The organism is Acidovorax sp. NN32 (assembly GCF_057597245.1).
In genome coordinates, this window is the sequence record NZ_CP199679.1 from 4,258,527 (window position 1) to 4,283,966 (window position 25,440).

The 25,440-nt window shown below is 67.2% G+C and carries 21 protein-coding genes and 1 tRNA gene; 6 read left to right on the forward strand and 16 right to left on the reverse strand.

What is annotated here, in order from left to right:
- Positions 1-11 precede the first annotated feature (11 nt).
- On the forward strand, positions 12-4,463 hold the full coding sequence (locus ACT89O_RS19620; protein ID WP_487260926.1) for a translocation/assembly module TamB domain-containing protein: 4,452 nt from the start codon (positions 12-14) through the stop codon (positions 4,461-4,463).
- 55 nt (positions 4,464-4,518) lie between these two features.
- Positions 4,519-4,593: transfer RNA gene (locus tag ACT89O_RS19625), tRNA-Arg, on the forward strand.
- Positions 4,594-4,723: 130 nt separating this feature from the next.
- Here ACT89O_RS19625 and ACT89O_RS19630 read toward each other — a convergent pair.
- Positions 4,724-5,101 carry a hypothetical protein gene (locus tag ACT89O_RS19630; RefSeq protein ID WP_218301870.1) on the reverse strand — a complete coding sequence of 126 codons (378 nt, stop codon included), beginning with the start codon at positions 5,099-5,101 and terminating at the stop codon, positions 4,724-4,726.
- 185 nt (positions 5,102-5,286) lie between these two features.
- On the opposite strand from ACT89O_RS19630, the gene ACT89O_RS19635 reads away from it, so the two are divergent.
- Positions 5,287-6,114, forward strand: coding sequence for a hypothetical protein (locus ACT89O_RS19635; protein WP_218301871.1), 828 nt, complete (start codon positions 5,287-5,289; stop codon positions 6,112-6,114).
- 38 nt (positions 6,115-6,152) lie between these two features.
- On the opposite strand, the gene ACT89O_RS19640 is transcribed toward ACT89O_RS19635, so the two are convergent.
- Together ACT89O_RS19640 and ACT89O_RS19645 are read right to left on the reverse strand one after the other, a co-directional pair.
- A complete protein-coding gene (locus tag ACT89O_RS19640; protein WP_121420983.1) occupies positions 6,153-6,374 on the reverse strand; it encodes a hypothetical protein in 222 nt (73 codons plus the stop codon).
- A 130-nt stretch (positions 6,375-6,504) separates the two neighbouring features.
- A complete protein-coding gene (locus ACT89O_RS19645; protein WP_121420984.1) occupies positions 6,505-7,395 on the reverse strand; it encodes an EamA family transporter in 891 nt (296 codons plus the stop codon).
- Between the two features lie 89 nt (positions 7,396-7,484).
- Here ACT89O_RS19645 and ACT89O_RS19650 point away from each other — a divergent pair, with 89 nt between their 5' ends.
- Positions 7,485-7,976, forward strand: coding sequence for an Lrp/AsnC family transcriptional regulator (locus ACT89O_RS19650; protein WP_487260927.1), 492 nt, complete (start codon positions 7,485-7,487; stop codon positions 7,974-7,976).
- Here the strand turns inward: ACT89O_RS19650 and ACT89O_RS19655 are convergent, their stop codons facing one another.
- The 5 genes from ACT89O_RS19655 to ACT89O_RS19675 form a co-directional block, all read right to left on the reverse strand.
- Positions 7,977-8,969 (reverse strand): 2-dehydropantoate 2-reductase, encoded by a 993-nt coding sequence (locus tag ACT89O_RS19655; protein ID WP_487260928.1) that lies wholly within the window; start codon positions 8,967-8,969, stop codon positions 7,977-7,979.
- A 241-nt stretch (positions 8,970-9,210) separates the two neighbouring features.
- On the reverse strand, positions 9,211-10,575 hold the full coding sequence (locus tag ACT89O_RS19660) for an ATP-binding protein (protein WP_487260929.1): 1,365 nt from the start codon (positions 10,573-10,575) through the stop codon (positions 9,211-9,213).
- Between the two features lie 124 nt (positions 10,576-10,699).
- Positions 10,700-11,359, reverse strand: coding sequence for a response regulator transcription factor (locus ACT89O_RS19665; protein ID WP_487260930.1), 660 nt, complete (start codon positions 11,357-11,359; stop codon positions 10,700-10,702).
- A gap of 276 nt (positions 11,360-11,635) precedes the next feature.
- Positions 11,636-13,156 carry a DegQ family serine endoprotease gene (locus ACT89O_RS19670; RefSeq protein WP_487260931.1) on the reverse strand — a complete coding sequence of 507 codons (1,521 nt, stop codon included), beginning with the start codon at positions 13,154-13,156 and terminating at the stop codon, positions 11,636-11,638.
- A gap of 265 nt (positions 13,157-13,421) precedes the next feature.
- A complete protein-coding gene (locus ACT89O_RS19675; RefSeq protein ID WP_487260932.1) occupies positions 13,422-14,213 on the reverse strand; it encodes an SDR family NAD(P)-dependent oxidoreductase in 792 nt (263 codons plus the stop codon).
- Between the two features lie 128 nt (positions 14,214-14,341).
- Between ACT89O_RS19675 and ACT89O_RS19680 the strand changes: the two genes are divergently transcribed.
- Positions 14,342-15,277 carry a LysR family transcriptional regulator gene (locus ACT89O_RS19680; protein ID WP_121422568.1) on the forward strand — a complete coding sequence of 312 codons (936 nt, stop codon included), beginning with the start codon at positions 14,342-14,344 and terminating at the stop codon, positions 15,275-15,277.
- A 165-nt stretch (positions 15,278-15,442) separates the two neighbouring features.
- Here ACT89O_RS19680 and ACT89O_RS19685 read toward each other — a convergent pair whose 3' ends face one another.
- The 8 genes from ACT89O_RS19685 to ACT89O_RS19720 all read right to left on the reverse strand — a co-directional run bounded on the left by ACT89O_RS19685 (position 15,443) and on the right by ACT89O_RS19720 (position 24,380).
- A complete protein-coding gene (locus ACT89O_RS19685) occupies positions 15,443-16,570 on the reverse strand; it encodes an aldose epimerase family protein (RefSeq protein ID WP_487260933.1) in 1,128 nt (375 codons plus the stop codon).
- 10 nt (positions 16,571-16,580) lie between these two features.
- On the reverse strand, positions 16,581-17,516 hold the full coding sequence (locus ACT89O_RS19690) for a DMT family transporter (protein ID WP_228896347.1): 936 nt from the start codon (positions 17,514-17,516) through the stop codon (positions 16,581-16,583).
- Between the two features lie 287 nt (positions 17,517-17,803).
- Positions 17,804-19,381 (reverse strand): galactarate dehydratase, encoded by a 1,578-nt coding sequence (gene garD / locus ACT89O_RS19695; protein ID WP_487260934.1) that lies wholly within the window; start codon positions 19,379-19,381, stop codon positions 17,804-17,806.
- Positions 19,382-19,422: 41 nt separating this feature from the next.
- Positions 19,423-20,454: a lactonase family protein gene (locus ACT89O_RS19700; protein ID WP_487260935.1), complete on the reverse strand. Its 1,032-nt coding sequence runs from the start codon at positions 20,452-20,454 to the stop codon at positions 19,423-19,425.
- A gap of 167 nt (positions 20,455-20,621) precedes the next feature.
- The gene (locus tag ACT89O_RS19705) at positions 20,622-21,905 is read right to left on the reverse strand and encodes a TRAP transporter large permease (protein WP_487260936.1); all 1,284 of its coding nucleotides are present in this window, start codon (positions 21,903-21,905) and stop codon (positions 20,622-20,624) included.
- 2 nt (positions 21,906-21,907) lie between these two features.
- Entirely contained in the window at positions 21,908-22,426 is a 519-nt protein-coding gene (locus ACT89O_RS19710; RefSeq protein ID WP_176886896.1) for a TRAP transporter small permease, read from the reverse strand.
- 81 nt (positions 22,427-22,507) lie between these two features.
- The gene (locus tag ACT89O_RS19715; RefSeq protein WP_487260937.1) at positions 22,508-23,497 is read right to left on the reverse strand and encodes a TRAP transporter substrate-binding protein; all 990 of its coding nucleotides are present in this window, start codon (positions 23,495-23,497) and stop codon (positions 22,508-22,510) included.
- A gap of 64 nt (positions 23,498-23,561) precedes the next feature.
- On the reverse strand, positions 23,562-24,380 hold the full coding sequence (locus tag ACT89O_RS19720) for an NAD-dependent epimerase/dehydratase family protein (RefSeq protein WP_487260938.1): 819 nt from the start codon (positions 24,378-24,380) through the stop codon (positions 23,562-23,564).
- 127 nt (positions 24,381-24,507) lie between these two features.
- Here ACT89O_RS19720 and ACT89O_RS19725 point away from each other — a divergent pair, with 127 nt between their 5' ends.
- Entirely contained in the window at positions 24,508-25,236 is a 729-nt protein-coding gene (locus tag ACT89O_RS19725; RefSeq protein ID WP_121505524.1) for a FadR/GntR family transcriptional regulator, read from the forward strand.
- Positions 25,237-25,440: the final 204 nt, after the last annotated feature.

Below are 25,440 nucleotides of genomic sequence, written 5' to 3' on the forward strand. Positions count from 1 at the left end.
GCGCTGCGCCCATGCCCCCCCACTCCCCGACACCCCGCGCACGCTCCTCCGATTTCAGCGCAGGGGCATCGCACCACCAGGGTGGCCAGCACCCTTCGCCACGCCGTGGCCGCCGTGCGCTGCGTGCACTGGGCTGGCTGTTGGTCGCAATGATTGCGCTGCTGATCGCCGCCGCAGCCGCCGTGTGGTGGTGGGCAGGCAGCAGCACGTCGCTGGCCCTGGCGCTGGCGCGCGCGGCGCAGTACCTGCCCGCCAACCAGCAACTGGAGAGCCGCGAGGTCACCGGATCACTGCGCAGCGGGGGGCGTATTGGCTGGCTGCGCTGGCGCAGCCCCAGCCTGTCGGTGGAGGTGACCGACATCCGCCTGGGCTGGCAGCTGGCCCCCCTGCTGCAGCGCCGCCTGGAGCTGGGCGAAGTGCATGCCGCGCGCGTGCAGATCACGCCGCTGGGCAGCCAGCCCAATGCGGAGCCACCCACACCCCTGACCGAACTGGTGCTGCCCTTGCAGATCGGCGTGCCGTTCCGCGTAGACCAGCTGCAATGGGCGGGCGCCCCGGCCGTAGAAGCCCAGGGCCTGGCCGGCGACTACCGCTTTGACGGGAGCGAGCACCGCCTGAACATCGCCAGCGTGGCGCTGGCCCAGGGTCAATACACCGCGCGGCTGACGCTGCAGGCCCAGGCCCCCATGGCGCTGAACGCCACTGTGGACGGCACGGTGCGCACCGCCGTGCCCGGCGGCACCACCGCCCTGCAGGTGGGCGCACACGCCACGCTGCAAGGCACGCTGGCCACGGCGGCGGCGCAACTGCAACTGCAGGCGCGCATCAGCCCCACCGCCGCCCAGGCTGAGCCCACGCAGCCGCCCCCGGCCCCTGCCAAACCACCCACCACCAAACCACCCACCGCCAAGCCAGCAGCACCGCCACCACCCGCCGCAGAACCCATGCAGGCCGACCTGCAGGCCACGCTGGCACCCTGGTCCCCACAGCCCTTGCAATTGGCCCAGGCCACGCTGCGTGCCGTCAACCTTGCAGCTCTGTGGCCCCAGGCCCCGACCACCCGGCTGCATGGCACCGTGCAGGCCGGGCCCACCGGGAGCGGAGCAACGGCCGGCACTGGTTGGTCCCTGCAGGCACAGCTGCGCAACGAACTAGCAGGCCCGTGGGACCAGGCCCGTCTGCCCATCACCGCCCTGCAGGCCGATGCCAGCTACGACGGCACCCGCTGGACGGTACCCGGCGCCACTGTGAATACAGGCACCGGCGCAGTCACCCTGCAGGGCAACTACACCCCCGCCACCGGCGCGCTGGAGGGCCAGGCTGAACTGCGCAACCTGCGCCCAGACGCCCTGCACACCGCCTGGGCAGCCGCCCCGCTGGCGGGCCGCGTGGGCGCGCAGATGCAGGGCGACGTGGTGCGCTTTACGGCAGATATCCGCGCCACCGGCACCGCCGCCTCCGGCAAAACCCCCACCAACCGCCCCGCCTTGCTGCGCATCAACACGCTGACCACCCAAGGTAGCTGGCAACCCCCGTCACCCACCCAGCCCGGCGGCACCTTGCAGCTGGATCGCCTGCTGCTGGACGCCCTGCAGGCCCGCATTGAAGCCACCAACCTGCGTGTGGCCCCCAGCGATCTGTCGGGCCAGGGCCAGATTGCGCTGACCGTGCCCGGCGCCACAGCGCGCGCCCAAGGCAGCCTGGCGCCCCAGGCGGGTACGGGCGACCTGCAGGTCCAATGGACCGACGTGGACCAAACCCAACGCTGGCTGGCCAGCCTGCCGCTGGTGGGCACCCGTTTGCAAGAAGCCTTGCAGGGCGCCACCGCCAAAGGCGCCGCGCAGCTGAACGCGCGATGGAAAGGTGGCTGGCAGACAGCGGCCCGGCAACTGCAAGCCGCCACCGCAACCACCAGCGACAGCACATCCCCCAACGCCAGCCGTGCGGGCAACACGCCGCCATCGGACAAAGCCACCTTCGAGCTGCAAGCCAAGCTCTCCACCCCGCTGCTGGACCTGTCACTGCCTCCCGGTAAAGACGAGGGCGGCGGTTCCACAGCCGTGCAACTGCGCGCTGTGCAGGCCGGCCTCTCGGGCACCCTGGCGCAGGCCACGCTGACGCTGGATGGCGAAGCCCGGCTGAATGCATCCCAGCCCCAGCAGATGCAGCGGCTGGCCCTGCAAACCCGCGCCACGGGCGGGCTGACCACACCCACGCAAGGGGCGCAGGTGCAGATCAGCGAACTGCGGCTGGTGGCACAAGACACCGCACGCCCCGGCCCCTGGACGCTGCAACTGGCCGAGCCCGTATCTATCACCGCACGCGCCACCACCGGTACACGCTCGCCAACAGCGGGCTACACCGTGTTGGCCACTGCAGGCCAGGCCCGCCTGACCGGCCCCCTGCCCGGCACCGCCGTGCTGCGGTGGCAGCCCCTGCGCGTGGCCACCGGCGCGAACCCTGTGCAATTGCAAACCCAGGGCACCGTGCAGGGCCTGCCCATGGCCTGGGTCGACGCGCTGGGCCTGGGCAACACCCCGGCCGCCGCAGGCCGCCCTGCCCAGCCGCTGCTGGCCCGCATGGGGCTGGCCACCAGCATCGTGCTGGACGGGCAATGGAACGTGGACAACACCCAAGGCCCCCTGCGTGCCAGCGCCAGCCTGCGCCGCGCCAGTGGCGACCTGCGCATCCTGGCGGGCGACGCCACCGCCATCACCGCCGTGCAAAGCAGCGGCCAGGGCACGGGCGCAGGCGCCACGGCGGTGATCGCCACCGAGGCCTCGGCAAGCCCCTCGGCATCAGCTGCTGCATCCCGTGCAGGGGCAGGCACCGCCGCCGGTGTGCGCCAGGCCGAAGTTACCGTCGAGATCGAAGGGGAAGCCCTGCGGGCCCAACTCGCCTGGGTGAGCGACCGGGCGGGCGAGGTGCAGGCCAACGTCAGCACCCGTCTCACACCCGGAGCGCCCGGCGCCTCCGCCGCTGCGGGCGCCAGCCCCTCCTCGCCCGCCAACTCTTCGCCAGCCACCTCTTCGCCCTTCACCTGGGCGCCCGATGCACCCCTGGCCGGCACCCTGCGCGCGCGCCTGCCCGACGTGGGCGTGTGGTCGGCCCTGGCCCCGCCCGGCTGGCGCGTGCGCGGCACGCTGGACGCCAGCGCCACCTTGTCAGGCACCCGCAATGCGCCGCGCTGGGCCGGCACGCTGGGCGCCGACGACATGGCCGTGCGCTCGGTGGTCGATGGCGTAGACCTGCAGGGCGGCCGCCTGCGCGCCACGCTGCAAGGCAACCAGCTCAATATCACCGAGTTCCGCCTGCAAGGCGGGCGCGGCAGCGGTGCGCGCATTGCGGGCTTCAGCGGCAACCGCACTTCCGCACCGCAAAGCGGCGGCATGCTCACCGCTACTGGCCGCGTGAGCTGGGGCGACAGCGCCACCGCAGCCACGGGCCTGTCAGGCATCACCATGTCACTGCAGGCTGAGGCCAAGGCGCTACAGGTGCTGGTGCGGGCCGACCGGCAGATCAGCGTGTCGGGCCAGCTGCAAGCACAGCTTCAGCAAGGCCAGATCAGCCTGCGCGGCAAGCTCACCACCGACCGCGCCACCATCATCCTGCCCGACGAAACCGCGCCCACGCTGGGCTCCGACGTGGTGGTGCGCTCTGCTGCCAAGGACCGCGAAGACCAGGCCAAGGCCCAGGCCGCCGCCAAGGCCAACCAGGTAGCGGCCCAGGCCGAAACCGCCAAGCCCCCCGACATCGCGATCACCCTGAACCTGGGGCGCGACTTTGCCCTGAGCGGTCAGGGCATCACCACGCGGCTGACGGGCGAGGTGGACATCCGCAGCAGCGCCGTGCCCGGCGCCCCACCGCGCGTGACCGGCGAAGTGCGCACCGACGAAGGCCGCTACCGCGCCTGGGGCCAGATGCTGGACGTGGAGACGGGGCTCATCCGTTTCAACGGCCCGTACAACAACCCCTCGCTCGATATCCTGGCACTGCGGCCCAACATCAGCGTGCGCGCTGGGGTGCAGGTCACCGGCAGCGCCCAGGCGCCGCGCGTCAAGCTGTATTCCGACCCTGAGCTGCCCGATGCCGAAAAACTCTCGTGGGTGGTCCTGGGCCGCAACGCCTCCGCAGGCGGCGCCGAAGCCGCCGTGATGCAGCAGGCCGCCCTGGCCCTCCTGGGCCGCAAGGGCGGCGGTAACACCACCGCCAACATCGCCAGCCGCATCGGCCTGGACGAAATCGGCTTTCGCAGCGCCACCACAGGCGAAGACGCCAGCGCCGCCGCCCTCACCTTCGGCAAACGCCTGTCCAAGGATTTGTATGTGACCTACGAACGCAGCTTGTCGGGCACGCTGGGCACGCTGTACATCTTTTACGACCTTACCCGCAGCCTCACGCTGCGCGGGCAGACGGGCGAGAAAAGCGCAGTGGACATCATCTACACGGTGAAGTACGACTGAGGCTGCGCACGCCAGAAAGCGTGCGCGTGACCACTACAATGCGCGGCTGTCTTGCCTCCTCGTAGTTCAATGGATAGAACGAGTGCCTCCTAAGCGCTAGATACAGGTTCGATTCCTGTCGAGGGGACCAAATTCATGGTGAAATGGAATCTATCGCTTGATAGATAAGCGCTGCAAGCTATCAAAATAGAAGCATTTCCGCGACAGGCTCCTCGCAGTGTGTGCGGTGGAGTCTTTAGCCACACGAAGGCCCGCCGCCCTCAGCTTCTTGAACCGTCTCCGCGCACGCCGCTGTCGGAAGTAGCCTTGGTTGCCTCACCAGCTTCTTCGGCATTGACCGCCGTACCCGCTGCCGCGCCGCCCAGCGCGCCCGCAATGCCGCCCAAGGTGCCTCCGACGACCACGCCGACCGGACCAGCGACTGCAACGCCCACGGCCGCACCGGCAGCCGCGCCCGCCATCATGCCGCCGCCCACCAGCACGGAATGGGCCTCGCGCTCTGCGTCTTCCGGCTCCAGGGCGGTCTGGGCGCCAGGTCGCGGATCTTGCGATGGGATCCCGTAGCCGGGGCGGGCTTGGTCGGCCAGGTCTTCATCCACCGGTGGGGTGGCCGGATGAGGGAGTGTGGATGGATGCATGTGCGTCTCCTGGGAAGTGGGTGACAAAACAAAACGGTTTCATCTCCCTCTCTTTTAGGGTCCACTCAGCGCCGTGTGCGCCATCCTGCAGACCGTGAGGCTGTCGGACAATGCCCGGTGCCCACGCAGACGCAGACGCACAGCTTCTCAAGTCAATACGCCACTTGCCCATCTAAGATCAAACCATGTCGGCATCCCCTTCCCCCTCCATCCTTCCCTTTGCCCCACAGCCCTCCGCCAGCGCACTGGCGCAGGCGCTGGGGATTCCCGTTTTTTCCCCGCACTGGCACATGCCGCAGTACCCCGACGGGGCCGTGGGGCCGTGGCAGATGAAGCGCACTGGGGTGGGGCTGGACCGTGGTTACCACAGCGGCCCGTGTGTCACCTCGGGATCGACGGTACTGATGCGCCAGAGCGCTGCGGGCGGGTGGGAAACCTGGATGTCACTGTCGCCGATGGAAGTGGAAAGCCAGGAACTGGCCTGCCGCCATGCGCGGGGCCACACGGTGGTGATGGGCCTGGGCATGGGCTGGGTGGCGGCCAACATCGCGCTGCAGCCCACGGTGGAGCGCGTGACCGTGGTGGAGCGGGATGGGGATGTGCTGGAGCTGTTTGGCCGTTGCCGCGTGCTGGAGGGGCTGCCGGAGTCCGCAGCGCGCAAGGTAGAGCTGGTGCAGGCCGACGCGCTGCAGTGGCACCCCCAGGGCACGCCCGTTGACTTCCTGTATGCAGACATCTGGCTGTACCTGGCGGAGCCACAAACCCTGGCGGAGGTGCAGCGCATGCAGGCCAACGTGCACGCTGACCAGGTGTACTTCTGGGGGCAAGAACTGGTGCTGGGTGCCATGGCCAGCGCACAGGCGGCGCCTGGTACGACCGCATGGACCGACGCGGTGGACCATGCCGTGCGCGAGACAGGTTTGCCGCTGCTGGCGCAGGCAGACGAAGGGTATGCCAACCTCATTGCGCGGGTGTTGCAGCTGCGCCAAGGCGGCCGACCTACCGCCGGTTGACCGGCTGGCAGCCCAGCCAAGGGCCTCGGGCTTTTGCGTTATTTGGTGAGCCACTTGCGCTGCGCGCGCGGCTGTACGGTGATGTCGACGCTCTGGTGCACGGCTGGCTGGCCGCTAGCGGCGTCGGTTTCCACCACGTCTTCCAAAGCGATGTCCTTGACCTCTGAATGGGTCGTTTCTTCCAGGTCGGCCAGGATGGCGCTGACCTTGCGTTCAGCCTCAGCGACCTTGGATTGTGGCAACGGCGAAGTGCGCATCATGGGCGGCTCCTGTGAGATAGACCCATTCTGGCCACGGAGCACGCTCTGTGCGTGTCATCCTTTGCCGACGGCCGGGTGTCAGCGTGACGGCCATCCCGGAGGTCTGGACATGCCCAGGCGGTGCGCGATTTCAGGCCGCCTGAGGCGCTGCGCGGTCGGCGCCAGAGGGCCGACCAGCAGTCATCGCACTGCCCATGGACGCCGCCACGATGCAGCCAATGGCCAGCCACTGGATGGCGCTGAGGTGCTCGCCCAGCAGCAGCAAGGCGAGCACAGCAGCCACCGCAGGCTCCATGCTGATCATGATGCCGAAGGCCTCCTTGGGCAGGCGCTTCAAGGCCATCATCTCCAGCGAGATCGGAATGGCGCTGGACACTGCCGCCACCGCCAGCCCGATGAGCAGCACGGTGGGCGACAGCAGCGCAGCGCCCGCATGCACCACGCCCACCGGCACCACCACCAGCGCCGCCACCAGGAGGCCCAGCGACACCGTGTGCCCGGCGTGCAGGTGCCCGGCGCGCTTGCCGAACACGATGTACAGCGCCCAGAACACCGCCGCGCCCAGGGCATACAAAACTCCCACGGGGTCCAGCGTGCTGCCGTTCAAACCCAGCGGCAGCAGCATGCCCAACCCGGCCATGGCCAGCGCCACCCACACAAAATCCACGGCGCGCCGCGAAGACCAGATCGCCACCGCCAGCGGCCCTGAGAACTCGATGGCCACCGCCAGCCCAAACGGCAGGGTGCGCAGCGACATGTAGAACATAAGGTTCATGCCCCCCAGCGCCGCGCCGTACAACATGACGGCACGCGCATCAGCCCGCGACAGATGCCAGCGCCACGGCCGCCACAGCAACAGCACCAGCAACGCCGAAAAGCCCACGCGCACGGCAGTGGTGCCCTGCGCCCCCACCACCGGAAACAGCCAGTGCTTCGCCCAGGAGGTACCAATGCCCAACGCGGTGACGGAGCCCAGGACGGCGAGAAATGGGAAAAAACGGTGCAGAAGGGAAGCGCTCATGGGTTGAAAATATAGTGTGACCCCTGCGTGCTTTTTGCTCGATTTTCAGGGCCCGTGTGCAACTTTCGCTCACCACCACGAGGCGCCCCATGCCCGCCACCCCAGCACTCGACCGCTTTGATATCGCCATCCTGGACATCCTGCAGACCGACAACACCACACCCCAGCGCGTGATTGCGCAGGCGGTCAACCTGTCGGCACCCGCTGTGCAGCGACGCATCCAGCGGCTGAAAGACAGCGGCGTGATCCGCGCCAACGTGGCCGTGCTGGACCCTGTGAAAGTGGGCAAACCGCTGACCATCGTGCTGGAGGTGCACCTCGAAAACGAGCGCCCCGACCGCACCGCCCCGCTGCGCGCGCGCATTGCCGCCGAAGACGCGGTGCAGCAGTGCTACAGCGTGACGGGCGAGGCGGACTATCTGCTGGTGGTGAACGTGGCGTCGATGGCCGACTACGAGGCGCTGACGCAGCGGCTGTTTGAGGGGGATGACAACATCAAGCGGTTCAGAACGTCGGTCGCACTGGCCAGCCTGAAGACCGGGCTGCGTGTGCCGCTGGACCACGCGCTTCCAGTTGCCTGACTACAGCCCCAACGCCCTGCGCATCTGCGCGCCCGTGAGGCGCTGGCGCGGGCCGCCCAGCAGCTCGCACATGCGCGCATTCAGCGGCGCCTCCATGCCCTGCTGAGCCGCCAGCCTCACCACAGCCCCGCTGAGTGCATCAATCTCGGTCACACGCCCGGCTTCCAGGTCGTCCCACATCGACGAGCGCGCCTTGGCGTCGATCTGCAGCATGCGTTTTGCCAGCCGGGTGAAGAGCCAGTTGGGCAGGCGCAGCACATGGGGCAGCAGCGTGGGCGACACGGCGGTGACCTGGGCGGGTTTGATGCCTGCACGCGCCATCACACGCAGCGCCTCGGTTTGCAGGGCAGCAAAGACGCGGCGGCAGTCGCGGTCGAGCAGCTCTTGCCGCAGAGGCAGGTCGGACAGCGCATTGACCGGGTTGTTGAGGTTGAGCAGCAGCTTGCCCCACTGCACCGCACGGATGTCGGCGGGCAACACGGTGGCCAGGCCTGCAGCGTTGAAGACCGGCGCGATGCGTTCGGTGACGGCATCACGCTGCAGTTGCAAATGGCCCGCGGTGGCACGATGCACCTGGGCGCCGCGCAGCACCACGTTGTAAGGCACCATGCCCGCCAGAACACTCAGGCCTGGCGCCCGGGCTGTGACGCGGGCCACGTTGTCAACGCCGTTTTGCAGCGAGATGACGGGCGTTCCCGGCGCACAGGCGTCGGCCAGTTCACGCGCAGCGGATTCGGTGGCGCCGCTTTTGACGCACAGCAGGATGACGCTGTCCGGGCCCGGCACCGCGTCGGCCAGTGTGTGTGCCAGTTGCAGCGCAGACACGGGCACGGTGCGTTCAAAGCCATCCAGGTCCGTGACTTTGAGGCCGTGCAACGCGATGGGCTCCAGCGCATGCGGACGGCCCACCAGGCAGACCGGCTGGCCGTGCGCGGCCAGGCGCCCACCCACATAACAACCAATGGCACCTGCGCCGAGAACGATGAAGTGCATGCGGATGCTTTCTGGATCAACGGAAGACAGTGCCCCGCGATGGATGCGGCGCCTGCGCATTGTGCGGCGACACGCCCACAGGGCCTGGCGCAGAGGCGACGGTATCTGCAGACACCTGCAGCCTGCATATTTTGAGCTTTTTTGGCCCCTGGCGCCTATTCATCAAGCGCCGATAGCTATCAAAATAGAAGCACCATCAACAAACACCACCTGCACCCAACGGGACTTCCAGCAGCAGCCCTCAGCCAAACCGCACCGTCACCAGCAGCCCCCCCAGACGCGGCGAAGCGCTGAGTTGCGCCGTGGCGCCATGGCCTTGCGCAATGGCCTGCACGATGGCCAGGCCCAGGCCGCTGCCCGGGGCGCCTTCCGAGGTTTCGCGCACAAAACGCTGCATCACGCGCTCGCGGTGCTCGGGGGCGATGCCGGGGCCGCTGTCTTCCACCGTGAGCACGGCAGCATCACCCTCGCGGCGCACCTGCAGGTCCACCCGGCCGCCGGGCGGGGTGTACTTGATGGCGTTGTCCAGCAGATTGCGCGCCAGCATGCGCAGGGCTTCCGCATCACCACGCACGGTCACGGGCACGTTGGCGGCGTCGGAGTGAAGCAGGCCTACATCCATGCTGCGCGCCTGCGCGGCGGGGGCCACGTCGGCCAGGGCCAGCTGCGCCACGGCGTGCAGGTCCACGGGTTCGGTGGTGGCGGTGCTGGCCTCTTGCCGGGCCAGGGTGAGCAATTGCTCCACCAGGCGCGTGGCGCGGTCGATGCCGGCCGACAGGCGTTCGATGGCGACGGCACGCGCGGCATCATCGCCCGCGCGCTGCAGGCCCTGCAGCTGCAGGCGCAGCGCGGCCAGGGGCGAGCGCAGTTCGTGCGCGGCATCGGCCACAAAATGCTCCTGCGCGTCAAAGGCGCGCTGCACGCGCTCGAACAGCAGGTTGAGTTCACTGACCAGCGGCTGCACTTCGTCGGGCAGTTGCGCATCGCTCACGGGCGAGAGGTCATCCGCCTGGCGCTGCGCCAACTGGCGGCGCACGCGCTCCACCGGGGCCAGCGACCGGCTCACACCCCACCACACGGCCAGCACCAGCAGCGGAGCCATGATGGCCAGCGGCGCCAGCGTTCGCAACGCCAGACTGCGGGCCATGTCGCGCCGCGCGGCCATGTTCTGCGCCACCTGGATCACCTGCGAACGCGTTTGCATCGAGAACACCCGGTAGGTACCGCCGCGCGCCTGCACGTTGGCAAAGCCCAGCACGGCGATCTGCGGCAGGGCCGCGCCCACGGCGGATTCAAAAATGCGCAGGCCTTCGTTGGTCCACACCTGCACGATGAATTCGTGGTTTTCGTCCTCGGGATCCAGGCCCGGGCCCAGCCCTTGCGCATCCACCGGCAGGCCCGAGCGCAAGGCCAGTGCGGTTTGCTGCATGTGGTAGTCGAACAGCGCATCGGCCTCGTCCAGCGCACCCCGGTAGGCCAGTGCGCCCTGCACTGCGCCGGCCAGCACGATGGCGGCCAGCAGGAACACCAGCAGACGCATGCGCAGCGAGCGCGGGAGCATGGACTGCAGCGCGCTGCGCCAGGAGGTGGTTGGCACGTTCTTCATCTCTATCCATCCATCCCCGCCGCATGCCCAGGGCGGGAGATTGCGCGGGGGCAGCCAGCAAGGGCCGCCCCGCAGCAAAGGCTGTCGTCCCCTTGGGGGGAAGCGGCGAAGCCGCTCAGGGGGGTCATGCCTTCGGCACGAGGTAGCCCACCCCGCGCACGTTCAGCACCAGCTCAGGCCCCAGCTTCTTGCGCAGGCCGTGGATATAGACCTCCACCGCGTTGCTGCTCACCTCGTCGCCCCAGCCGTAGAGTTTGTCTTCCAGCTGCTGGCGCGACAGCACCATGCCGGGCCGTGCGATCAGCGGCTCCAGCACCGCCCATTCGCGCGCCGACAGCACGACAGGAACTCCATTCACCGTGGCCTCGCGCGTGGCGGGGTTGATGCACACGCCCTTGTGCTCATACACCGGCTCGGCCCGCCCTGCAGCGCGGCGCAACAGGGCGCGGATGCGGGCGAGCAATTCATCAAGGTCGTAAGGCTTGAGCACGTAGTCGTCCGCCCCCGCGTCGAGCCCCTCGATGCGCTGGGCCACGGCATCACGTGCGGTGGCCACCAGCACCGGGGTGCGGTTCTTGCGAGCGCGCATGTCGCGCAGCACGGTGATTCCGTCGCGCCGTGGCAGGCCCAGGTCCAGCAGCACTAGGTCGTAGGGTTGGGTGCGCAAGGCGGTGTCGGCCGCGTCGCCATCGCGCGCCCAGTCCACGGCGTAGTGCTCGGCACGCAGCAGGTCCGCCACGGCTTCGCCGATCATGGGGTCGTCTTCAACTAGCAAGAGGCGCATGGTGGGCAAGCATAGCCAATGAAATCAATCGGGCCACCGAAGTGGCCCGTGCAGGCATCGCATCACAGCGGACCACAAAGCTCAGCGCAGCGGTTCTGGCTAGGAGGCTGTCGGACTTGGAGCGTCGAAGCGAAAATTGGCCCCAGCGAGGACAGTTTTTGCCGGATTTGCAGCCGACGATTTCCAAGTCCGACAGCCTCCTACGCGTTTCGTCGCAGACAGTACCGAAAGTACGGCAAGACGGAACAACGACGCCAGGAGAGCTTTTGGGGCCGCTTAGCCCAAACGCACTGGCACAAAGATCTTGTTGCCATCGCGCTCGATCAGCAACGCCACCGACTTGCCTGCGGTGGCCTTGGCCATTGCCGCGCGCACCTGCTCGATGTTCTTGGCGGGCGCGCCGTTGATGGCCAGCAGCACATCCCCCGGCTGCACACCGGCCGCCGCAGCGGGGCCGCGCGCCTGTTCGATCACCAGGCCCTCGCTCACGCCTACCTCGCGGCGCTCCTCGGGGTCCAGCGGGCGCAGCGACAGGCCCAGCTGGCCCTTGCCCACGGCATCGTCGTTGCGCGCCTGCTTGGTCGCCTTATCGCTGGCGTCGCCCAGCGTGGCGGTCAGCTCCAGGGGCTTGCCCTGGCGCCACACCGACAGCTTGGCCTGCTGCCCCGGCTGCGCCTGGCCCACCCAGGCGGGCAGGTCGCCCGAGGCCACGATGGGCTGGCCGTTCACCTGGCGAATCACGTCGCCCGCCTGCAGGCCTGCTTTCTCGGCCGGGCTGCCCTTGCTGACGCTGGCGACCAAAGCGCCCTCGGGCTTGTCCAGCTGGAAGGATTCAGCAAACGCCTGGTTCACCTCCTGCACGGCCACGCCCAGCTGGGCGTGGCGCACCTTGCCGGTGGCCACAATCTGGTCCTTGATCTTGGCGGCCAGCTCGATGGGGATGGAGAACGACACGCCCTGGTAGCCGCCCGAGCGGCTGTAGATCTGCGAGTTGATGCCCACCACCTCGCCGCGCGCGTTGAACAGCGGCCCGCCCGAGTTGCCGGGGTTCACCGCTACGTCGGTCTGGATGAAAGGCACCAGGCTGTCGTCGGGCAGCGAGCGGCCCTTGGCGCTGACCACGCCCGCCGTCACGCTGTTTTCAAAGCCAAAGGGCGAGCCGATGGCCAGCACCCATTCGCCCACCTGCAGGTCGCGCGTGCTGCCCAGGCGCACGGTGGGCAGATCCTTGGCGTCGATCTTGAGCACGGCCACGTCGGTCTTGGGGTCGGCGCCCAGCACCTTGGCGCGGAACTCGCGCCGGTCAGTGAGCTTGACGACCACTTCGCTCGCGCCTTTGACCACGTGGGCATTGGTCAGCACCAGGCCATCAGGGCTGACGATGAAGCCCGAGCCCTGGCCATGGGTGGGTACATTGGGCTGGCCTTGCGGGCCCGCGCCGGGGAAACCGAACTGGCGAAAGAATTCGTAAAACGGATCGTTTGGGTCGATCTGCGGGCCACGGCCCTGGCGGGCAGCGGGTTGCTCGTCATCGTCGTCATCGTTGGCCATCGCCGTCTTGGTGCTGCCCGTGACGCTGATGTTGACCACGGCCGGGCCGTTCTGCGCGGTGATCTGCGCAAAGCTGGGCAGCGCACCGCCCGGGGCCATGGCCGTCTGCGCCACGATGGGCGTGGAGGGTGTGACCGCGCGGGCCTGGTGCCCGCTGATGAGGCCGGCGCCGGTGGCGCCCACAGCGCCCGCGGCCACCAGGGCCAGGATCAGGCGGCGGGGAGTGGATGCAAGCGTGTTGTTCATGGTGTCTGCCTTTTCAATCAGGGTTGCGATGGAAGGCAGTGTGGGCACGGACACTTAGACGAAACTTAGGCGGCGTGATGTGCCCATGGGTATCTGGACAGCATTCCTGTTTCGTCCCGAGAGCCGTCGACATCGGCACTGCCCCAGACCAGTGCCACCGTGCAAGGGCCGCCCCGCCGCACGGGTGGCGTCCCCCTGCCCGCATCGCGCAGCGATGCGAGAGCGGGGGGAAGGCGCGAAGCGACTCAGGGGGGTGTTCTCTTGTTCACAGGAACATGCCGCCCGACGCCTCGATGCGCTGGGCATTCACCCAGCGTGTGGCCGGTTGCAGCAGCGAAGCGACCAGCGGGCCGATGTCGTCCGGCACGCCCACGCGGCCCAGAGCCGTCTGCGCGGCCACAAAGGCATTGAGCTGCGCGTTGTCGCGCACCGCGCCGCCGCCAAAGTCGGTCTCGATGGCGCCCGGGGCCACCACGTTCACGGTGATGCCACGCGGGCCGAGTTCTTTGGCCAAGTAGCGGCTCAGCACCTCGATAGCGCCCTTCATGGCCGCGTAGGCGGCGTAGCCGGGCAAGGCGAAGCGGGCCAGGCCCGACGACAGGTTCAGGATGCGGCCGCCATCGTTCATCAGCGGCAGCAGGCGCTGCGTGAGGAAGAACACGCCCTTGAGGTGCACGTTGACCAGCGCATCGAACTGCGCTTCGGTGGTTTCGGTGATGGGCGCATGCACGCCCATTCCCGCGTTGTTGACCAGAAAGTCAAACCGCTCGCGCTGCCAGTGGCTGCGCAGGGTTTGCTGCAGCTGCGCAGCGAAGGCTTCGAAGCTGGCTACATCGCCCACATCCAGTGGCAAAGCCACAGCACGGCGGCCCAGCTTTTCGATGTAGGCCACCACTGCCTGGGCTTCGGCGACCTGCTGGCGGTAGGTCAGCACCACGTCGATGCCGCTGTGTGCAGCGGCCAGCGCTGCGCTGCGGCCCAGGCCGCGGCTGCCGCCGGTGATCAAAACGACAGGGGTGGGGGAGGGGGCTGAAGAAAGGGATGAAGCGCTTGTCATGGCAGGGTCCTTTGCAGTGTCTGAAGCCCGGTCACACCGCGTGACCGGGGCTGGAGATGAACTTTATTGGAGTGCCAATCAAAGATAAACCATGCAAAATATGATTCATTGTCCATCCATTAAGAACAATGAACCCTTTAGACCGCATGCAGATCTTTGCCCGTGTGGCCGAGCTGAGCAGCTTTACCCAGGCTGCGCAGGTGCTGGGCCTGCCCAAGGCCAGCGCCTCTCTGGCCGTGCAGCAGCTGGAGGCCCACCTGGGCACGCGCCTGCTGCACCGCACCACGCGGCGCGTGCAGCTGACGCAAGACGGGCAGGCCTTTTACGAGCGCTGCAAGGACTTGCTGGACGATGTGGACGAACTGCAGGCCATGTTCCAGCAGCCCGACGGCACTGCGCTGCGCGGGCGCGTGCGCATTGACATGTCCACCGGCATTGCCCGCCAGCTGGTGCTGCCTGCGCTGCCCGATCTGCTGGCCCGCCACCCGCTGCTGGAGGTGGAGCTGAGCAGCACCGACCGCCGCGTGGACCTGGTGCGCGAGGGTTTTGACTGCGTGATCCGCGTGGGCCCGGTGGCAGAACCCGGGCTGGTGGCCCGCCCCCTGGGCCTGGTGCGCGTGGCCAGCTGCGCCAGCCCGGGCTACCTGGCGCGCAAGGGCACACCCCAATCACTGGCCGACCTGGCGCAGCATGACCTGGTGCACTACGTGAGCACGCTGGGCACCAAGTCCGCCGGATTTGAAACGATGGGCGACGACGGCAGCCCGCAGTTTCACCCCATGGCTGGGCGTGTCACCGTCAACAGCGCCGAGGCCTACCTGGGCGCCTGCGCAGCAGGGCTGGGCCTGATCCAGGCGCCTTTGCTGGGCGTGCGCGAGCTGATCGATCGGGGACTGCTGGTGGAGGTGCTACCGCACCACCCTGCCCCGCCCATGCCGGTGACGCTGATCTACCCCCACCGGCGCCACCTGCCCCAGCGCGTGCGGGTGGTGATGGACTGGCTGGCCGCAGTGGTGCAGGCGCATCTGCAGAGCGAGGCCCATGGCGCACCTGCCGCCGCATGAAGGTTTCGCGCGGCGCTTCGACTACGCGCAGTCAATGGTTTGCAGTGGATTGAGACCGAATCAACAGCTATTAATTGAATAGCTACTAGCGCTTACTGGATAAGCGCTAGAGGCCAAAATCACATGAACAGTGTCATCGCAACCCTCACCAAGTCCCGCCCAGCCTCACCCGGTGAAGCGGTACACGATGGCCCCCTGCACCACGTCGCCCGGCGCCAGCCAACGCAAGGGAAACCCTGGCTGGTTGGGCGCATCGGGATACTCCATGGGCTCCAGGCAGATGCCGTCGCCCGGCTGCCATAGCCAGACGCCCTGCTCTGCGCCCCGCCCCAGGTCGCGCACCGGATCAGCCTTGAGGCCGTGGCCTGCGTAAACCTGCACCCCGGGCGCGGTACTCCATACCTCCATGGTGCGACCAGTGAGGGGCTCGCTCAGCAGCGCCGCAAGACGCAGGCCTTGCGAGGGCGTGACGGGTGACACCGGTGGCGTCCGCACCGCGCCCTCTTCGTCCCACACATGGTCATCCAGCACCAGGTAGTGGTCCAGCCCACCCGCCAGCGACAGCTGTTCGCTGGGCTCCGCCACGGCGGCACCTACGCTGCGGGCTTCGCGAAGGTCGAAAGGCGTGGCATCTACAGGCTGCACCAACCCGCTAGGACACACATCTGCCGCAAGCGGTACATAGCGGCTGGCGGGCACTTGCAGGGTGTGGCCGTGGGTGCTGCCAGCGCCCGCCAGGTTGAAGAACGCATGCCCGGTGATGTTGAGCAGCGTGGGGGCGTCCAGCGCCTCGCCCGTCCACGCCATGTGCAGCGCGTTGTCGGCCGTGATGTGCAGGCGCAGCTGCAGGCGGAGCGTGCCGGGCACGCCGTCGTCCTCAGTGCGAAAGGTGTGGCTCAGGGTGAGCGCATCGGCCTGCACGTCATCCACCGCAAACACCCGAAAGCGGCTGCCCTTGGGCCCGCCATGGTGGTGGTGGGGGCCGCTGTTGGTGGGCAGTTGCCGCTGTGCGCCATCGGGCAGAGTCAACAAGCCACTGCGCAACCGCCCAGCCCAGCGGCCGATGAGGGCGCCCATGGAGAGTTGCCCGTCCAGGTAGCCCTGCAGGCTGTCGTAGCCCAGCGCCACATCAACGAGGCCGCCCTGCCCGTCGGGCACCGCCACCTGTACCAGCCGTGCGCCGTAGTTGCTGACGGCCACCTGCAGGCCACCAGCACCGCGCAGGGTGAAGAGGTCAGTCGGCTGGCCGTGAAGCTCTTGCTGAAACGCTTTGCGTGAAAGGGAATAGGCCATGGCTGCGAGTCTATTTGGTGGCGGACGCAGCGGGCGCGTCGCGCGTGACCAGCCAGATGCCCCCGCACACCAGCACCAGGGCCAGCAGGTTCTTCCACTCCAGCAGCGCCTCGCCCAGGAACAGTGCTGACAGCGCCGCGCCGAAGATCGGCACCGTGAAGTTGAACACCGTGACCTGGCTCACGCGATTGTGCTTGAGCAAGATGCTCCACAGCGAAAACGCGGCCGACGACAGCAGCGCCAGGTACACCAGCAGCACGGTGGTGCCCCAGGTAAAGCCCGTGAGCGAGCCGCCCAGGCCCCAGCCAATGGCCAGCAACGCCACGCCGCCAAGCCCCAGTTGCCAGCCCGTCATCACCACCGAGTCCATGCGCTGCGACACCTGCTTGCCGTAGATGCTCGCAGCGGCCAGCACGAAGGCGGCGATCACCACAAAACCTTCGCCCAGCAGCGTGAAGTCCATGTCCAGCGTGCCGCGCCCCAGGTTGACCACCATCACCCCCGCAAACCCCACCACGCAGCCCCACAGCTTGGCGTGGCTCAGGCGGTCGTTGTGATAGACCCAGTGCGCAAGCAACACGCTGAAGAACGTGCCGGTGGCATTCATGATGGAGCCCTTGACCCCCGTGGTGTGCGCGAGGCCCACGTAGAAGAACACGTATTGCAGCGTGGTCTGCGCCAGGCCCAGCACCACCAGCTGGCGCCCGGCCACAAAGCCCAGCCCCCAGATGGCCTTGCGCGTGGCCACGGCCCAGGCCAGCAGGATCAGCCCCGCGCCCAGAAAGCGCCAGCCTGCAAACACCAGCTGCGTGGGAATGTCATTGCGGGCGATGCCGAACCAGGCGTAGCCGGTCTTGATAGCGGGGTAGGAGCTGCCCCAGAGCAGGCAACACAGCAGCGCCAGCGCGATGACGACCCTGGGGTCGGAAAAACGGGGATGTCCCATGTGAGTTCTTGGTTTCTCTAGTGAAACAGCCCGCGCAAAGACGGGCTGTGAGGGGGAGGCTTGCAGCCCCAGGACGCAGCCTGCAAGGCCACCGTTTCAGTGATCCGTTGCGCTACGCGCCACCACCAACGCATGCGAAGGGCGCAGCCGAGGCGAGGGCAGCCGCGCAAGGGCCGCCCCACCGCGGATGCGGCGCTTTGCTTGTGTGCGCTGGCTGCGTCCCCCTCCCGTAGCGCGCAGCGCGTAGAGAGAGGGGGAAGGCGCGAAGCGACTCAGGGGGTGTCACTTCAAGTGACCGGTGCGGGGTTGAACAGCACCAGCGCGTTGTGCAGCTTCCACTGCTCGGCCCAGGTCTTCTTGCGGCCGCTGGCCACGTCAAGCAGCAGGTGGAACATCTCCCAGCCCAGCTCTTCGATGGTGGCCTCGCCGTCGGCGATCTTGCCGGCGTTGATGTCCATCAGGTCGTGCCAGCGGCGCGCCAGGTCGCTACGCGTGGCCACCTTGACCACGGGGCATTCGGCCAGGCCATAGGGCGTGCCCCGGCCGGTGGTGAACACATGCAGGTTCATGCCCGCAGCCAGCTGCAGCGTGCCGCAGATGAAGTCGCTGGCGGGCGTGGCGGCGTACACCAGGCCGCGCTGGTCGCGGCGCAGTTTTTCGCCCGGAGCCAGAACGTGCGCGATGGGCGCGGTGCCGCTCTTGATGATGGAGCCCATGGCCTTCTCGGCGATGTTGGACAGGCCGCCCGCCTTGTTGCCCGGCGTGGTGTTGGCGGCTCGGTCCACGCGGCCTCGGTCAAGATACTGGTCGTACCAGCCGAGTTCTCGCACGATGGCTTGCGCGACTTCAGGCGTGGCGGCGCGGCTGGTGAGCTGCTCCACGGCGTCGCGCACCTCGGTGTTCTCGCTAAACATCACCGTGGCACCCGCGCGCACCAGCAGGTCTGCGCAAAAGCCCACGGCCGGGTTTGCGGTGACGCCCGAGAACGCATCGCTGCCGCCGCACTGCACACCCAGCACCAGCTCGCTGGCCGGGATGGTCTCGCGGCGGCGGGCGTTGAGGCGTTCGAGGTGCGGGCGCGCGCTTTGCACGATGTGGTCGAGCATGGACATGAAGCCCACATGCTCGTCGGCCTGCAGGCACACGGTCTCGGGGCCCAGCGCCGCATCGCGCTCGTCTGCGATGGGAAAGCTGCCCGGGGGCAGCAGGCGGTCGGGCTGCAGCTTTTCGCAGCCGAGACTCACCACCATAACCTCGCCCCCAAAGTTGGGGTTGAGGCTGATGTTGCGCAGGGTGCGGATGGGGATGATGGAGTCGGGCGCATCAATGGCCACGCCGCAGCCGTAGGTGTGCTCCAGGCCGATCACGTCGTCAACCTGCGGATACAACGGCAGCAGTTCGTCCTTGATGCGGCGCACCGCCAAGGCCACCACGCCCGCCACGCACTGCACGGTGGTGGTAATGGCCAGGATGTTGCGCGTGCCCACGGAGCCATCGGCATTGCGGTAGCCCTCGAAGGTGTAGCCCGTGAGGGGTCCGAGCACCGGCGGCTTCACCGTGGCCATGGGCAGGCCTTCGAGCGCGCGGGCCGAGGGCATCTGCAGCAGGCGCTCGTGCACCCAGCTTCCCGCCGGGATGGCCTTGAGCGCATAGCCGATGGGCACGTTGTAGCGGCGCACCACATCTCCCTCGGCCATGTCCTGCAGCGCCACCTTGTGGCCCTGCGGCACCTTGTCGCGCAACGTGATGCCTGCGCCTGGCACGCCGGGCGGCAGCACCGTGCCGGCAGGAAGGCCTCCGTCGTTGGCGACGATGGCGACGTTGTCATCCGGGTGCATGCGGATGGTGAGGGCGGGTCGGTTCATCGGTGGCGCGGTCTCGTCAATTGATGCAATCTCATTAGGTATCAGGCATCAGGCTGCATGGGCAGCACGGTAATCCAGTTCGGGTTGAGCCCCACATCGTGCTCGGCCACCTGGGTCAGGGCACCGCTGCCAGGCGCGATCAAGTGCACACCCACACGGTGGCTGATCTGGCCTGCGGCAATCAGGTGGCGCCCGTCCGGAGTGATGGCAAAGCCCCGGGGCTGCAGTTGCGTAGACCAGTGGTCGATGGGGGCCAGCAGGCCGGTGACCGCATCGATGGCAAACCCGGCCAGGGTGTGGCTGTTGCGCTCGCTGGTGTACAGCCAGCGGCCATCAGCGCTCAGGTGCAGGTCTGCGCCCCAGGCCGGGCCTGCAAAGCCCGGTGGCAATGTGGGCAGGCTTTGCAGCAGCTCCAGGCCTCCGCTGGCTTCGTCCCAGGCCAGCACATGCACGCAGGCATCCAGCTCACCCAGCAGGTAGATGCGGTCGCCCCGCGCGTTGAAGCGCAGGTGCCGGGGACCTGTGCCTGCTGGCAGGGCGAACACCGCAGGGTCGGTGGGTTGCAGCGCGCCCGTGGCGGCGTCGAATCGGTAACGGTGCAATTGCCCGCCCCCCAGTGAGGCGGCCAGTACAAAGCGGTTGCCGGGGCTGGCCAGCGCACTGTGGGCGTGGCGACCGGTGGCGTACGTGGTGGCACCACGCCCCGCAGCGACCACCCCGTTGGCAGCGATGGCCTGCACCGCGACCAGGTCCGCACCGTAGGAAGCACTCAGCAGCCAGCGCCCCGTGTTATCGGTGGCCAGGTGGGCCATGCTGGCGGGCAACGCGGCCTCGCTCAACACCTCGGCGCAACCCGCGCGCGCATCCACCGCCAGGGTGACCACGGCCAGCGGGTCGCTGCGGCGCGCCACATACAGGCGGGTGCCGTCCGGGCTGAGCGCCATGGGCATGAGCTGCCCGCCCAGCGCCAGGACCTGCTCGGTGCACAGCTGCCCCGAGCCCGACGCCAGACGGAGCACATGCAACTCACCGCTGTCAGCGCAGGAGACAAATACCAGGGTATCGGTAGCCATCGTGTGTGTAACCATTTCAGTGCACGACGGAGCGGCCCACTACCCTCGGCCGATGGAACGAGCAGGGACCAGGCCAGAGGCGCCGAGCAAGGGCCGCCCCGCAGTGAGGGCGTCGTCCCCCTTGAGGGGGAAGGCGCAGAAGGCGACTGAGGGGGTGCTTCATTTCTTCACAGTCCCATCGCTCGGGGCAGCCAAAGCGAGATGGCTGGCACGTAGGTCACCATCAGCAGCACCACAAACAGCGCCACAAAGAACGGCATCATGGCCTTGGTAACCACACCGAGCGGCAGCTTGGCCACGGCAGCGCCGGTGAAGAGCACCGTGCCCACGGGCGGCGTGATGAGGCCAATACCCAGGTTGACCATCATGATCATGCCGAAGTGCACCGGGTCCACACCCAACAGCTTGACCACGGGCAGCAGGATGGGCGTGAGGATCAGGATGAGCGGGGACATGTCCATCAGGCAGCCCAGCAGCAGCAGCATGATGTTGATCATGGCGAGGATGACGTACTTGTTGTCCGACAGACTGGTGAGGAAGGCTGTGACCTTCATCGGGATCATCATCATCGTCATCAGGTAGCCAAAGGCTGCCGCAAAGCCGATGAGGATCATCACCACCGTGACTGTCTTGACCGTGCGGTGCACCAGCTTGGGCAGGTCGCGCCACTTGTAGTCGCGGTAGATGAACATGGTCACGAAGAACGCCCACACCACCGCAATCGACGCCGACTCGTTGGCCGTAAAAACGCCCGACAGGATGCCGCCCAGGATGATGACCATGGTCATCAGGCCCCACAGCGCCTCCACACAGATCTTGAGCGCCTGCTTGAGCGGGATGACCTCGCCCTTGGGGTAGCCCTCGCGCCGCGCTGTGAACAGGCACAGCGCCGCGAGCGTGAGGCCCATGAGCAGCCCCGGCAGCACACCGGCCATGAACAGCGCGGCAATCGACACCGTGCCCCCGGCCGCCAGCGAATACAGCACGGCGTTGTGGCTGGGCGGGATCAGGATGGCCTGTACCGAGCCGCTCACGGTGACGGCCGTGGCAAAGGGGCGCGGGTAGCCTTTTTTCTCCATCTCGGGGATCAGCACCGAGCCGATGGACGCGGTATCGGCCACCGACGAGCCCGAGATGGCGCCGAAGAAGGTGGACGCCAGAATGTTGACCAGCGACAGCCCGCCCCGGATAAATCCCACCAGCACGCCCGCAAACGCCACCAGGCGCCGCGCCATGCCACCCTCGGCCATGATGGCGCCAGCGAGCACGAAGAACGGAATAGCCAGCAGCGAGAACTTATTGACGCCCGAGGCCACCTGGATCATCACGGCATCGAGCGGAAGGTCAATCCACAACGCACCGACCAGAGCCGAGAGGCCCAACGAATAGGCGATCGGCACACCGATCATCATGAGCACGAAGAAGGTGCCCAGCAGTACCAAGGTATCCATAATCAGGCGCCTTCCGTCAGTTCTTCAAAGCGCACGATGCGCCGGTGGTTCTGCGGTCCGAAGACCATCTTCTCCAGCACAAACAGCAGCGTGACGGCCGCGCCGATGGGCAGCGACGCATAGGTGGCGCCCACGGGCAACCAGGGCAGCTCCGCAATGCCCTGGCCCCAGGTTTCAATGCACAGGTTGGTGCCATACCAGGCCACAAAGCCGCAGATGACCAGCATGAGCAGATCCACCAGCACCGCCAGCAGCCGCTGCAACGGGGCGGGCAATTTTTCGGTGAGCATGTTGACGGCGATGTGCCCGCCCGCACGGTAGGCCGCCGCAGCGCCGATGAAGGTGAACACCATCATGAGCAGGATGGCGATGGGCTCGGGCCACTGCGAGCCCGTGCCCATCACGTAGCGGCTGAACACGCCCCAGGGGATGATCAGCGACATGAAGAAGATGGCCGTGCCGGCCGCCCAGATGGTGGCCAGGTAGAGCCGGTCCATCCAGCGCAAAAAGGGGTGGTCCATACAAGCAGGTCTGAAAGACAAAGAAAAAAAGGCGCAGGCAACCCACCAGGAGCTCGCCCGCGCAAGACGCAAATCCAGTGCTTACTTCACCGCCTCAATGCGCTTCATCAGGTCTGCATAGTTGGCGCCGTACTTGGCACGCACGGGGGCAGTGGCGTCATAGAAGGCCTTGGTGTCCACGTTGATGAACTCCACACCGGCTGCCTTGAGCTTGGCGGTGTAGTCCTCCACGCTCTTGTCCCACAGGGCGCGCTGCTCCAGCTGCGCTTCGCGGCCAAACTTCTTGAGCAGTGCCTGGTCGTCCTTGGAGAGCTTGTCCCACGTGACCTTGGAGACCACCAGCAGTTCGGGAATGATCAGGTGGTTGGTCTGCGTGTAGAACTTGGCACCGGTGCTGTAGTGGTTGCTGGTGAAGAAGCTGGGCGCATTGTTTTCAGCGCCATCCACCACGCCGGTCTGCAGGGCGGTGAACACTTCGCCGTAACCCATCGAGATGCCGTTGCCGCCCATGGCATTCATGGTGTCCACGAACAGCGGGTTGCCCATCATGCGCACCTTCTGGCCCTTGAGGTCCGCCGGCGTGCGTACGGGCTTCTTGGTGTACAGGCTGCGCGACCCGCCATCCATCCAGCCGATGGCCACCAGCTTGGCGGGCGATGCGCTGATCTTGGCCAGCAGTTCGTCGCCAATCGCGCCGTCGATCACCGCGCGCATGTGGTCCTGGCTGCGGAACACGAAGGGCATGTTGAACACGTTCACTTCCGGCACCACCGTTCCCACCGGGCCGAGCGAAGTGCGCAGGATGTTGATGGCGCCGAACTGCGTCTGCTCGATCATTTCCTTCTCGCCGCCCAGCACGCCACCGGGGAAGGTCTGGATCTTCAGGCGGCCATTGGTGGCGGCGTCAAGCTTCTTGCCCATGTTCTCCACCGCCACCACATTGGGGTAGCCAGCGGGGTGCACGTCGGCCGCCTTCAGCACCATGGACTGGGCCTGGGCGGCAATGGGAAGAAAGGCCATTGCGGCCACGGCGGTGGCGCAGGCTGTCAGCAGGGAACGGCGAAAGGTCATGGTTTGTCTCCGGTGTAATGGTTTTTGAGTGATGCGAAATGGACGGGAATCCCGGCGCCAAGGGTCATTCGAAAGGACCGGTGCGCACGAACGGACCGCCCTGGTAGATGACGGCGGGGTCGCTCAAGTCGGGGTGCGGGTCGGCCGCCTCCACCTTGGTGCGGAAGGGCTCGGAGCTGTCCTGCGGGCGGTAGCCGATGTGGCGCGCCAGGGTGTTGTCCCACCAAGTGGTGGTGTTGTCGCCCATGCCATAAATGATGCTGTGGCCTACCACTGGCGCCGTGAGGCTGGCAACAACGAGGCGCTCCAGGTCGTCGTAGCTCATCCAGGTGGCCAGCATGCGGCGGTTGCGCGGCTCGGGGAACGATGAGCCAATGCGCAGGCACACGGTTTCAATGCCATAGCGGTCAAAGTAGAAGCGCGACAGGTCTTCGCCAAAGGCTTTGGACACGCCGTACAGGCCGTCAGGCCGGGCCGGGTCGTTGGGGCCCACCACTTCGTCCTGGCGATAAAACCCGGTGACGTGGTTGGAGCTGGCAAACACCACCCGCTTGACGCCTTGCTTGCGCGCCGCTTCATACAGGTTGTAGACACCCACGATATTGGCCTGCAGGATGGGCTCCCAGGGCTGCTCGGTGGAGACGCCCCCGAGGTGCACCACGGCATCAACGCCCTCCAGCAAGCTGAGCACGGCGCCCGCGTCTTCGAGGCGTGCGGGGCGCAGCTCCTCCCCTGCGCCTTCGTCGCCCAGGTTCGCGATATCAGACAACCGCAAGGTGGTGCAGTAGGCTTTCAGGCGCGCACGCAATTCCTGGCCCAGGCCTCCGGCAGCTCCGGTCAACAACAGGCGTTGGAAACGAATAGGCGTCGGATGGCAAGGCATGGCGGTTACAAAGGCAGAGGTTCTTGGTACAGTGGCAACAGATTCCGTTGAACGTCATCAGTTGTCGTACAACGAAAAGCAATGTACCGCTTCTGCCCCCGGCGCCCCATAGGGATAACACCAAGAAATGACCACCGATACCCCGCTTCGCCGCAAGCCCCGCACACTGGCCCTGGAGCTTGTCGAATCCCTGGGAGACCGCATCCGCGACGGCCGCCTGGCTCTGGGCGACAAGCTACCCACCGAGGCCGCCATCATGGCCGAGTTCAGCGTGAGCCGCACCGTGGTGCGCGAGGCGATTTCCAAGCTGCAAGCCTCTGGCCTGGTGGAAACGCGGCACGGCATCGGCACCTTTGTGCTGGGGCTGGGGCAGGCGCCCGGCTTCAAGATCACCCCCGACCAGTTCAGCACCCTGCGTGACGTGATTGCCGTACTGGAGCTGCGCATTGGGGTAGAAACTGAAGCCGCCGCGCTGGCCGCGCAACGCCGCACCGAGGCCAACCTGAAAGCCATGCGCGAGGCGCTGGACGCCGTGGCAGCCGCCGTGGATGCAGGCCGCGACGCGGTGGCGGCGGACTTCCAGTTCCACCTGGAAATCGCACGTGCCACGCAGAACAGCCACTTCGCCGAACTGATGGGCACGCTGGGCAGCATGATCATCCCGCGCGCCCGCCTGGCCGCCATGGATTCGGCCAATGACGAGCGGCGCCAGTACCTGCGCCGTGTCAACGGCGAACACGAAAGCATCTACGACGCCATCGTGGGCCAGGATCCCGACGGTGCGCGGGCCGCCATGCGCACCCACCTGGCCAACAGCCGCGAACGTCGGCGGCGCGCGCAGGCCGAAGCGGGCTGAATCACCCCAGCCGAGTCACTCTTTCATAAACCCTGGGGAATCGTGGCCAAGGTGAGGTTCCCGGTTGTCCCATCAGTAGTTACCCGACAACCGATAGGACTTCTTGTGTTGTACGATGACATACAACAAAATATTGCAATGCTTTCGCGCGGTCGGGACTGCGGCGCCTTTCAAACCACCAGGAGTTGTCCGCCGTAAAGCCCT